This window comes from Ruegeria sp. BHSB056 (assembly GCF_059613305.1).
This window is the reverse complement of record NZ_JBXWSG010000110.1, coordinates 1-10,800: the sequence shown is the minus strand read 5'-3', so window position 1 is coordinate 10,800 and position 10,800 is coordinate 1. Positions and strand designations below refer to the sequence as shown.

Annotated in this window: 10 protein-coding genes; 6 read left to right on the top strand and 4 right to left on the bottom strand. The window is 58.5% G+C overall.

Annotated elements, in window-relative coordinates:
• Positions 1–64: 64 nt before the first annotated feature.
• Both AC2FND_RS18245 and AC2FND_RS18240 read right to left on the bottom strand, forming a co-directional pair.
• The gene (locus AC2FND_RS18245; RefSeq protein WP_496771193.1) at positions 65–739 is read right to left on the bottom strand and encodes a DUF1007 family protein; all 675 of its coding nucleotides are present in this window, start codon (positions 737–739) and stop codon (positions 65–67) included.
• A gap of 44 nt (positions 740–783) precedes the next feature.
• Positions 784–1,587: a thioesterase family protein gene (locus AC2FND_RS18240; protein ID WP_496771192.1), complete on the bottom strand. Its 804-nt coding sequence runs from the start codon at positions 1,585–1,587 to the stop codon at positions 784–786.
• Positions 1,588–1,818: 231 nt separating this feature from the next.
• Here AC2FND_RS18240 and AC2FND_RS18235 point away from each other — a divergent pair, with 231 nt between their 5' ends.
• Positions 1,819–2,754 (top strand): 2-hydroxyacid dehydrogenase, encoded by a 936-nt coding sequence (locus tag AC2FND_RS18235; protein WP_496771191.1) that lies wholly within the window; start codon positions 1,819–1,821, stop codon positions 2,752–2,754.
• Between the two features lie 14 nt (positions 2,755–2,768).
• Here AC2FND_RS18235 and AC2FND_RS18230 read toward each other — a convergent pair whose 3' ends face one another.
• Positions 2,769–3,125 carry a hypothetical protein gene (locus tag AC2FND_RS18230; protein WP_496771190.1) on the bottom strand — a complete coding sequence of 119 codons (357 nt, stop codon included), beginning with the start codon at positions 3,123–3,125 and terminating at the stop codon, positions 2,769–2,771.
• A 176-nt stretch (positions 3,126–3,301) separates the two neighbouring features.
• Between AC2FND_RS18230 and AC2FND_RS18225 the strand changes: the two genes are divergently transcribed.
• From AC2FND_RS18225 to AC2FND_RS18215, 3 genes are all read left to right on the top strand, one after another.
• Entirely contained in the window at positions 3,302–4,135 is an 834-nt protein-coding gene (locus AC2FND_RS18225) for a bifunctional allantoicase/(S)-ureidoglycine aminohydrolase (protein ID WP_496771189.1), read from the top strand.
• A 112-nt stretch (positions 4,136–4,247) separates the two neighbouring features.
• Positions 4,248–4,571 carry a hypothetical protein gene (locus AC2FND_RS18220; RefSeq protein ID WP_480774055.1) on the top strand — a complete coding sequence of 108 codons (324 nt, stop codon included), beginning with the start codon at positions 4,248–4,250 and terminating at the stop codon, positions 4,569–4,571.
• 53 nt (positions 4,572–4,624) lie between these two features.
• Entirely contained in the window at positions 4,625–5,611 is a 987-nt protein-coding gene (locus AC2FND_RS18215; RefSeq protein ID WP_480870782.1) for a type I glyceraldehyde-3-phosphate dehydrogenase, read from the top strand.
• A 36-nt stretch (positions 5,612–5,647) separates the two neighbouring features.
• On the opposite strand, the gene AC2FND_RS18210 is transcribed toward AC2FND_RS18215, so the two are convergent.
• A complete protein-coding gene (locus AC2FND_RS18210) occupies positions 5,648–6,583 on the bottom strand; it encodes a LysR family transcriptional regulator (RefSeq protein WP_209598213.1) in 936 nt (311 codons plus the stop codon).
• Positions 6,584–6,914: 331 nt separating this feature from the next.
• Between AC2FND_RS18210 and AC2FND_RS18205 the strand changes: the two genes are divergently transcribed.
• A complete protein-coding gene (locus AC2FND_RS18205; RefSeq protein WP_496771188.1) occupies positions 6,915–8,720 on the top strand; it encodes an autotransporter assembly complex protein TamA in 1,806 nt (601 codons plus the stop codon).
• Positions 8,721–8,758: 38 nt separating this feature from the next.
• Positions 8,759–10,800: translocation/assembly module TamB domain-containing protein (locus AC2FND_RS18200; protein ID WP_496771187.1), on the top strand; the 2,042-nt coding region annotated here is incomplete at its 3' end.

The following is a 10,800-nucleotide window of genomic DNA, read 5'->3' as shown; positions in this document are numbered from 1 at the left end:
CTGTCAAACCCACCGCTGCCCCAGAACCAAAGCAGCAAACCAAAGGCCAGAGCGACCGGAACAATCAGGAAACGGGACATGAAACAAGGATCTCAGTCGCAAAGTTCTCACCAACCAAGGGAATATCGTTTTCCTCGAGGTCGTAATCCGCGTCCAGTGTCAACAGAAACGCCTGCATCTGTGCAAGCTGCCCGTCTATGTCGGGTTCGTTACGATCCATCTGGCATAAAGCTGGGCCTGTCACAGTTACAGGGCGCGTTATCTCATAGGCCGTATAGAAGGACTCATCAAATGCCTTGGCGGAAAGCCCTGTGGCAAGTATTGCGTCGCCTTCGACCGCTCGCAAATGGGTGGTTACAATCCGCCCGTCTTCCGTTGTCGCACTGGGCTCCATTGGACTGGACAGAGCCACCAGTGCGCCGTCTTTGGTGAGCACGAGGTCGCCGTTGTACCCCTCGACCCATTGCATATCGAACCCGCTCAGACGTTTTTCTTCGCTTTCCGTCAGAATGCCGTCAGCATCCTGATCCAGATTCATGTCTTCCAGAACAAGCAGAGAGTAGAATTCGTCATATGCCCACGTCACCCGGATATGGGTCAGGTGACCGGCCTCATCCACGATGAATTCCAGCCCGGTGTCGATAAAGACATGCGGGTGGGATAGTGCCGGGATCGGCAGGCAACAGGTCATGACGGTGAAGAGCCAGCGCATATGCGCAAGATAGGTCTGACGGGACACGGCGACAACGGCCTTTACACACGCCTGCGGAAACCGGCCTACTTTCAGACTGGCGGGAACAGAACCAGTGTTTGCAGGGCCGTCCCTACAGGACCCTGCGTATCAAAAAGCACCGACTGAGACATGCCGATGCCCGTAGGTTGCCAATGTGAAACCGAACTGGACGCCAGCCAATCTGACACCGGTTCGCGGTGGATATTCACGGTCAGATCGGTGTTCATGAACCCCATCTCCGACGTCGGAGCATTCCACGAGATACCATTGCCGCAATCCGCCAACGGGCACAGTGCCTGAATGGGCGACTGATCTTCGCCGCTCAACAGCTTTGGGGTGCGCATCCAGACCGTTTTGGGTCCGGCCCCCTGTTTGCCGTCTATGGGATAAAGGATGTCACTGTAGTGGGCAAACCCCTTCAAATCGTGACGAATCTCGCCGATTGGAAAAGGACCTTCTACCGCGTCTTCCAACTGTGGCGCACTGGTTTCGACGTTTGCCACCGCGCCCAGATCGCGTCGCGCCAGATGCATGGTGGTGGCCGTTGCGCAGAGTGTGTCATCCAGATCGTGCACCGTAACCCGTGTGGTCGCCAGCGTCTTGGTATGACGCGTGGTTTCTGCGGCAACCCGCAACCCGGCCAAGGGCAGAGGGCGCAACAGGTCAACTGTCAGGCGGGTCAGCATCTTTTCGGGGCCAATCTCGGTTTCCGCCGCCCGCACAATCAACCCGCTTACCGGCCCTGCGTGGCAATGATCGGCAGACCATGGACCGCGTGCGGGATCATTCCCGACAAACGCCCCATCTTCGCGCTGACAGAAATAAGTCTGATCCGTGAAGTCGAGCCCTGCCATCAGTCCCCTCTGGTCATTCGCTGCGTTGTGTGTCTCGGCTCACTCATACCGGTAACCGGTTGCGAAGTAACGTGGTTTCCCTTGCGCGAGGTGAGTGGTATCTTCACGAAACTGTCCTTTTCGGGTTTTGAAACCAGGCTGTACTTTTGGGCACGAGGATGGCTTAACTGACCTGATCCTGTCCACCGCTGTGACGGGACGTCACCACATCACATCCAAGTGGGGTCGCATATGGCGTTGTTGATTGAAACCGGGTTGTCGGACTGGATCGGGGATGAGGAAATCGCCGCCACATTACAGGCCCTGGCACCCGGTGCCGACATCCGCACACCCGAAACGCTGGGCGACCCCGGCGACATCACGATGCTGGCCGTGGTCAACATGCAAAGCAATCACCCTGCGAAGTTGCCCAACCTGAAACTGGTCCAGAAGCTGGGGGCTGGGGTTGAGACCATAGTTGGCCATCCTGACCTGCCTCCGCATATCCGAGTGGCGCGATTGAAGCCAGACGCGCCTGCGCAGGGCATCGCCGAGTGGTTTCTGGCCTATATCCTGCGGGCTCAGCGCCACATGGTTTTTCACGAGGCATTCCAGAGGCGCGCCGAGTGGTTGCCGCGCGCGCCTATCTTCACACCTGATACGGTTGTGGGCGTTCTGGGTCTGGGCCATATCGGGGCCCGCACTGCCCGCATGTTACATGCCGTCGGGTTTCAGGTCATGGGCTGGAGCCGCTCACCAAAGTCCATCGATGGTGTCACCTGCCTGCATGGGCAAGACGCGCTGCCTCGGCTATTGGGGCAATGTGATCACGTCTGTGCCATCCTTCCTTCGACGCCGCAAACCGCGGGTTTGTTTGACGCACAGACGCTGGCCGCGATGAAGCCGGGCAGTCAGTTGCTGAACGCCGGACGCGGAAACCTGATTGACGAGGCGGCGCTGATCGCGGCGCTGGATAACGGCTCACCGGGCCATGCCGTGTTGGACGTCACGTCACAGGAACCGCTGCCAAAAGACAGCCCCTTGTGGCGGCACCCTTCTGTGACGATCACACCGCATGTCTCGGGCTGGTATCTGGGGGACGCACTGTCGGATGTGGCTGAGAACTACCATAGGCTCAGGTCCGGCGATCCCCTGTTGCACGAAGTCAGTCGCGATCTGGGGTACTGATACCAAGTCAGAGATCAGGGCGTCAGGATCCAGTTTCCGTTACCGTCATTGCACCGGCGGGTTCTGATCTCGCGGCTTTGATCGCTGCCTTCCGGCTGGATGACATGTTGAAGGCCGACGCAGTTGCCCTGAACGTTTTGCACCCGGATCGTTCCTTTTGAGCCGGTATCGTCGTTTTGCCAGGACCGTTCCTGCCCTACAGAAGGCGTGCCATTGTTCAAAAGGGCATTCGAGGTTTCACTGACCACTTCAAAGTCTGCCGGGGACAGCCCCATCTCAGCTATGATTCGGGAGAGTGACTTGGCGTTGGCGGAACCGGTCATCAATAGGGCGCCACACGCGGCAATGACGGGTAAAAACTGGGCTTTCATTGTGGCCTCACAGAACTGAAATCATTTACGACCAAGGATATACCTCTGTTTCAGCAGGGCCAAGCCCCGGGGTGCCGACCTTCAAAATATCCCGAACAAACCTATCGCGCGTCAGGACCTAATAGCGTCGCGCCTTTGTCCCCATAGTGCCATTCAAACGATCCCGAGGCACACAAATGACCCATCCGACCTACTTCGCCCCGACCGGCGGCCATCCCGGCCAGAACCAGTTGCTGACCGACCGCGCCATGTTCACTGACGCGTATGCGGTCATTCCCAAAGGTACGATGCGCGACATCGTCACCAGCTATCTGCCGTTCTGGGAAGGAACACGCCTGTGGGTTCTTTCACGCCCGCTCAGCGGATTTGCCGAAACGTTCTCGCAATACATCATGGAAGTGCAGCCCGGCGGCGGCAGCGATCAGCCAGAGACAGACGCGCAAGCTCAGGCGGTGCTTTTTGTCGTCGAAGGAACAGTCACTTTGACACTGAATTCGGAAAACCATGTGTTGGAGACAGGCGGATATGCCTATATCCCCGCCAGCAGCGACTGGACATTGCGGAACACTGGCCAGACGGCAGCCCGGTTCCACTGGGTCCGCAAAGCCTATGAGGCCGTTCCCGGGTTGCCCGCGCCAGACCCGATCATCACCAACGAACGTGATGTGACGCCTGTAGAAATGCCGGGCACCGACGGCCGATGGTCCACCACGCGGTTCGCTGACCCACAGGACCTGCGCCATGACATGCATGTGAACATCGTCAATTTCGAACCGGGCGGGGTCATTCCCTTCGCCGAAACCCATGTGATGGAACACGGTCTTTATGTTCTGGAAGGGAAAGCGGTCTATCGCCTCAATCAGGACTGGGTCGAAGTTGAGGCCGGAGACTACATGTGGCTACGCGCTTTTTGCCCGCAAGCCTGTTACGCAGGGGGGCCGGGCCGGTTCAGGTATCTGCTTTATAAAGACGTCAACCGGCATATGCCCCTGTCCCTGTCGCACCGCTAAGCGGCGGGTTGGGAAAAAAATCGCAGTGATTATTTGCCCCAGGGCTTCACACAAGGGTCGGAATTTGCTGAAATCCAAGTAATTTCTTGTCTTGAGCATTGGAGATTGGTCCATGAAACTGCGACTTGCCCTGATAGCCGTTGCCGCACTCGCTACCTCTGCAATCCTGCACACCGCACCCGCCATTGCGGGGGAAGAGACCAAATCCGTCTTCGTCATGAGCCGCAACTGGGCTGTGACACAGGTCGCAGACGAACCGGTCATTTATCGCGCCACACGCGACAACAACAACCTGAACCCGTTCGGTCCGCCCCCACGCCTTCGGACAACGCAAGCAATTGCTGCCATTCAACAAGCGACGGGATGCAAGGTGATCTTCAACAGCATGTACCAGAATATTTCGGGTCAGTTCTTTTCTCAGGTCAGTTGCAAGTAAGCTGTTGTTGATCAGGCATTGAGGTCGCCCCGACGCCCTGCCATAGCTTGCGCATGAAACTCGCGATTAATGGATTCGGCCGCATTGGCCGCACGATCCTGCGGCAGGTTCTGGCCCTGCCTGAAGGGTCGGATATCGAGCTGGTGCTGATCAATGACATCGCGCCGCTGGAGACCTGTGCTTACCTGTTCAAATACGACAGCACCTTCGGCCCCTATCCCGGCGATGTGTCACAGGGCGATGCCGCGCTGATCGTAGACGGACGCTCTGTTCCTATGACGCACAGTGCCGATCTGACACGCGTTGATTTATCCGGCGTAGACGTGATGCTGGATTGTACCGGGGTCGCGCGCGCATCCGACGTGGCGCGTCGCGGATTGTCTGCGGGCGCCAGCAAGGTCCTGATCTCGGGTCCTTCGCCTGCGGCCGACTTAACCGTCGTTCTGGGGGCGAACGAGGATCAGTTGGGCAGCGCCCGGATCGTATCGAACGCCTCCTGCACAACGAATGGGCTGGCACCGCTGGTCAAAGTGCTGGACCACATTGGCGGTATTTTGTCGGGCCATATGACAACCATCCATTGCTATACCAACAGCCAACCCATGGTTGACGCCCCGCGCGGCGACCTTGCCCGGTCGCGGGCCGGTGCGCTGTCCATGGTTCCGACAACGTCCAGCGCCACACACCTGATCGACGTGGTCCTTCCACATCTGGCCGGGCGCATCTCGGGTGCCGCAGTTCGCGTCCCGACAGCCAGCGTTTCGGCGGTCGACCTCGTGGTCACGCTGGAACGCGGTATGCGGGCCGAGGATTTCGATCATGCTTTGCGTCAGGCTGTTGTCGAGTCACCGGTTTTGGGTTGGACGGATATGCCGCTGGTCTCTTCCGATTTGCGGGCGCGCCCGGATTCGCTGGTCATTGCCGGGCCGGAAACCCGCATGGTCGGAGAAAATCAGGTGCGCGTTTTCGGCTGGTACGACAATGAATGGGGCTTTTCGGCTCGCATGCTGGACGTGGCCCGTCTGATGGCCGCGTCGTGACCGGACTAACCTTCGTACACAGCGTCGGGTCGGCAACTATGGTTTAGGCCCCGCGACAGGGTATTCTGTAACGCGAACCACCTTACTGATCCGTTCAATCATGAAATCCATGAACAGGCGTGCCTTTGGATCCTGATGGCGCCGATGCGTGTATAGGCAGGCCATCTGAACTGAAACAGGCGGAGTTTCCGTTGCAACCGGCACGAGGCGGCCGGATTTCAGATGCTCGGCCACCTCGAAAACCGGCTTCATTGCAATGCCTTGACCGGACAACGCCCAATCCGTCAGAACATCCCCATCATCACATTCGAACCGCCCGGACACGGCAAATCGTTTCGGGCCATCGGGTGTGACCAGCATCCACTGAAACTCGGTCGCACCCGGAAAGCGCAGATTCAGGCATTCATGCTTGTCGGCAATCAGGTCAGCCCCGGTCTTAGGCATACCGCGCCGCGCCACATAGTCTGGCGCAGTGCACAGTACACGCTGGCAGTCGGCAATCTTGCGAATACGCAACGTGCTGTCCTCGGGCTGGCCAATGAAAAACGCCAGATCCAGACCTTCCGTCGTCAGATCAACCGAGCGATCCGTCAGGCGCAACCGGACATCAATCTCGGGGTATTCCGCAAGAAACTCGGGCACATGTGGAGCCAGCAATCGCCTCCCCACCCCCAGTGGAGACGCCACGAACAACGACCCACGCGGTGCCTCGGTCAGATGTGTGACCTGAGCCTCGGCCTCGTCCACCGCATCCAGAACCGCCACCGCACCGGGATAGAATGCCTTTCCCTGCTCTGTCGGGGACAGGTTGCGTGTGGTGCGCTGGAACAGACGTACACCCAGATGGTCCTCAAGCTGCGATATTCGCGCCGATGTCACCGCTGGCGAAATCCTAAGATCCCGCCCGGCTGCGGACATGCTGCCCAGATCGTAAACCCTGACAAAGGTTCGGATGTTGTCGAGATAGGACATTTTTTCGGTTTTTTTGATACCAATTGACAATATATTGGGAATACCGAATAACCACCCGTTTGCCTAGTGAATTACACAGGGCATAGGCCACGGACCGGCCCGGACATTGGTTGTATACGGTTGGCTTTGGCCCGAACCGCGGCAATTCCGGTCTGCCAATCGAGGTGCGGTAAAGCGATTGTGTCAGCAAAGGCCGGGACAATTCGGCCAAAATGACCCGATCCCGCGTTTATCCCTTTTCCCAATGGCATTCAGGTGTTCTAACCTGACACTATAAGGCCGTGGATGACACGGTAGCTGAGATTTGGAACTGGGACAGTTGGGGCAATTCATGCAAGGGCGCACGCCGCAAGGCCGTTTGAAGTGCTGGCTGAGTGCCATTGTCATGGCACTGACCCCGAACGCTCTGATGGCGCTGGAAACCTCTCTGACGGCGCCGGGCGCTTCGAAGGAACTGGTTGAACGCCTGAAAAAGACATCATCGGTTACAACAGCGAAAGAGCGGGGCTTGGACACGCCACTTGAGATCCTGTCTGCCGCCTTGTCGGATTACCGCACGCTTGTACAGATCTTGTATGATGAAGGGTATTTCAGCCCGGTTGTCAGCATCAAGCTTGACGGGCAGGAAGCCGCTGAGTTGAGCTCTTTGACTGTGCCAACACAGATCAATAGGGCCGCAATTACTGTTGAAACCGGGCCAAGCTTCAAATTCGGCACGGCCATTGTTCAGCCCTTGGCGTCTGGTACCGTGCTGCCCGAAGGTTTCGCCCCCGGCAAACTGGCAACGACCGGAGCCATTCAAAATGCAGGCTCGGACGGTGTGCAGGGATGGCGGAATGCGGGCCATGCAAAGGCAAAAATTGAGGATCAGACCATTATCGCCCGCCACGCGCAGGCCCGTCTGGATGCGCAGATTGATTTGGACCCGGGGCGCAGGTTGACGTTTGGCAGAATGTTCATCAAGGGCGACACGGATGTGCGCCACCGGTCCATCGAAAAAATCGCCGGTTTCCCAAGCGGAGAAGTTTACTCACCAGAAAAAATCCAGAAGGTTGGAACACGTTTACGCCGCACCGGCACGTTCAACGTCGTGTCATTGCAGGAACATGAGACAGCAAACCCCGACGGCACACTGGATTTCGACGCCACATTCGAAGACCTGCCAAAGCGTCAGCTGACCTTTGGGCTCGAGCTGGCCTCGCGCGACGGTGTCGATGTGACCGCGACCTGGATGCATCGCAACATGTTCAAACGCGCGGAACGCCTGCGTTTTGAGGCCGCGATACGAAATATCGGTGGTTCCGAAGATCTTGATGGGCGGATCGGATTGCGTCTGGATCAGCCCGATCGTCTGGGTCCGGACGACAATACATTCTGGAACGCGTTGCTGGAGCGCCGCAACACCGAAAACTACAATGTTTCGGTTGCGTCTGTGGCATATGGTGCGCGCCGCACATTCTCGGACACGCTGTATGCCGAAGCCTCGGCTGGATTACAGTGGTCAGATGCTGACGACGCCTACGGAAATGGCCGAAAGTTTAGGTACTTTATCCTGCCCTTCCGCTCGGAATGGGATGAGCGCGACAACAAAGTCAGCGCCACGCGCGGCTTTTATCTGGATACCGAAGTCATGCCTTTCGTTGGCTTTTCCGGCACCGATACGGGACTTCGCCTGTTTGTTGACGGGCGGGTCTATACCAGCCTTGGAACCAGCGGCAGGGTTGTGCTGGCCGGGCGGGCGCAGCTTGGATCGGTCATTGGCCCGCCTGCGAGTGGCGTTACACCTGATTTTCTGTTCTTTTCCGGTGGCGCGGGAACCGTGCGCGGGCAACCCTATGAAAGCCTTGGCATCCCTGTCGGGACCGGTGTCGCAGGCGGCAAATCGTTCCTTGGACTTTCCGGCGAGATCCGGGGCAAGGTGACAGATTCGCTGTCGTTGGTCGGGTTTTACGACTACGGTGTCGTCGATACCTCTTCCTTCATAGGAAGTGGCGCGGAAGATCATGCAGGGGCTGGTATCGGCGTAAGATATGATCTGGGCGGTTTCGGACCCCTGCGGTTTGACCTGGCCTTCCCGGTAAGCGGGTCCAGCGGCGACGGTCTGCAGTTCTATATCGGGATCGGGCAAGCGTTTTGAGACGGCACCTTTCATACCCACTGCTGATTGGCACGCTGATGCTTGTGCCAGTAGCCGGCCCCGCGCAGGAGGACGAAGGCGGCAGCATGATCGAGCGGTTCCTACAGGACACGCTGTCGGGCGACGATCAGAATGTTACCGTCAAAGGCCTGCAAGGCGCGCTGAGTTCACGCGCCACCATTGCCGAGATCACGGTGGCTGATGATGAAGGGGTCTGGCTGACCATCCGGGAAGCGGAACTGGATTGGAACCGGTTGGCGCTGATCCGCGGGCGGTTCTCGGTCAACGCGCTGACCGCGCAGGAAATCGACGTCGCCCGCGCACCGGGCACCACGACCAAGGACACACCGTCCCCTTCTGCCGAGACTCAGGCTTTTCAACTGCCTGAACTGCCCGTGGCCATCGAAATCGGCGAAATCCGTATTGGCGAACTGGCATTGGGCAAACCATTGATCGGTGTCGCGGCGGAACTGGCCGTCAATGGCAACCTGTCGCTGGCCGACGGAACGTTGGACACCAAACTGGACATCACCCGACTGGATCGGGCCGGTGATGAAATCTCTTTGGCTGCGGGCTTTCGGAACTCCGACAGCCAGATCGATCTTGACCTTCAGGTCACCGAAGCTGCGGGGGGTCTGATCTCGACCGCCTTGAAAATGCCGGACAGTCCTCCGATCGGATTGACCGCAAAAGGGTCCGGGCCGGTGACAAATTTTACGGCCGATATCGGCCTGAGCAGTGATGGGCAGCCACGAGTGACCGGGCAGGTTCGTTTGCGTTCTGCCCCAACAGCCGCGGCTAGCGCGGAGGAGGGCATCGCCTTTACCGCAGATCTGGGCGGTGACCTGACGCCCTTTGTCGCTGAGAATATGGATACGTTTTTCGGCCCCAAAACGCAGTTGATCGTGGATGGGCGTACCCTGCCTGAAGGAGCATTGGATATCAGTGATCTGGAACTCAGTTCTCAGGCACTGAACCTGAAAGGGGCGCTGCAACTGGCGCCGGGCGGTCGGCTGCAACTGGCGGCCCTGCAAGGGCGCATTACGCCGCCAGAGGGGCAAAGCGTCGTGCTTCCGTTATCAGGTGGCGACACATCGATAGAGGCTGCTCAGGTCTCTGCGTTGTTTGATGAGAAAAACGGCAATCTCTGGGATCTGAGCCTGACCGCAAACGCCATAAAATCCGACACCCTGAACCTGCAACGCGCGCAGATTACGGCGCAAGGGACCTTGGAACAGGGTGACGTTTTGCGGATCGACGGTGATTTGCAGGCAGCTTTGGATGGTATCGACCTGGCTGACGATGCCCTGAACACCGCCGTTGGCGACCGCATTACGCTGGACGGTACGTTCCAGTATGGCAGGGATCAGACGTTGAACCTGTCCGGGGTCGAGATGGTCGGCTCGGACTACGAACTGGGCGTTGACGCCGAGATCAACGGCTTGTCCAGTGGTTTGGCCGTCAATGGTGCCGCGACATTGCAGGCGACCGATCTGGCACGGTTCTCGGGCCTGGCGCAAATGGAGTTGGGCGGTCAGGCCTCTGCCCGGCTGACGGGCCAGGGTTCACCGCTTGAAGGCAGCTTCGATGGCAAGCTTGAGGTCGAGGGGCGCGATCTTTCCACAGGGCGCGACGACATTGACCCGGTGATCCGGGGCAACACAACAATCGCGCTGGACGCCAAACGCGGAGCTGATGGCGTAACAATCCGTGATTTTACTCTGATCGGCGACACTCTGCGCGCGCAGGCTGACGGCAGGGTTACCACCCCTGATGGCAACGTGACGATTGACGGGCAAGCAACAGTCAACGCGCGTGATCTTTCCGTGTTCTCGGGCCTCGCCAAACGTGAGCTTGGCGGTGCGGTACAGGCGAAACTGGACGGCAAAGGCACTGTTCAGACGCTCGAATTTGATGGCACCGCCAGCGTGATGAGCCGGGATATCAAAACGGGCCTGCCCGAGATTGACCCGCTGTTGGTCGGTCGGACCGAGATCACATTCGATGGCGCGCTGAGCCAGAAGCAGATTGAAATCCGCGACGCGGTGATCAAAGGTCCAGCCCTTGTGGCAAGCGCCAC

Excerpts from the sequence above, each read along its gene's own strand:
- AC2FND_RS18240 (WP_496771192.1), bottom strand. The coding sequence starts at position 1,587 with ATGGCAGGGCTCGACTTCACGGATCAGACTTATTTCTGTCAGCGCGAA.
- AC2FND_RS18235 (WP_496771191.1), top strand. The coding sequence starts at position 1,819 with ATGGCGTTGTTGATTGAAACCGGGTTGTCGGACTGGATCGGGGATGAG.
- AC2FND_RS18230 (WP_496771190.1), bottom strand. The coding sequence starts at position 3,125 with ATGAAAGCCCAGTTTTTACCCGTCATTGCCGCGTGTGGCGCCCTATTG.
- AC2FND_RS18225 (WP_496771189.1), top strand. The coding sequence starts at position 3,302 with ATGACCCATCCGACCTACTTCGCCCCGACCGGCGGCCATCCCGGCCAG.
- AC2FND_RS18220 (WP_480774055.1), top strand. The coding sequence starts at position 4,248 with ATGAAACTGCGACTTGCCCTGATAGCCGTTGCCGCACTCGCTACCTCT.
- AC2FND_RS18215 (WP_480870782.1), top strand. The coding sequence starts at position 4,625 with ATGAAACTCGCGATTAATGGATTCGGCCGCATTGGCCGCACGATCCTG.
- AC2FND_RS18210 (WP_209598213.1), bottom strand. The coding sequence starts at position 6,583 with ATGTCCTATCTCGACAACATCCGAACCTTTGTCAGGGTTTACGATCTG.
- AC2FND_RS18205 (WP_496771188.1), top strand. The coding sequence starts at position 6,915 with ATGCAAGGGCGCACGCCGCAAGGCCGTTTGAAGTGCTGGCTGAGTGCC.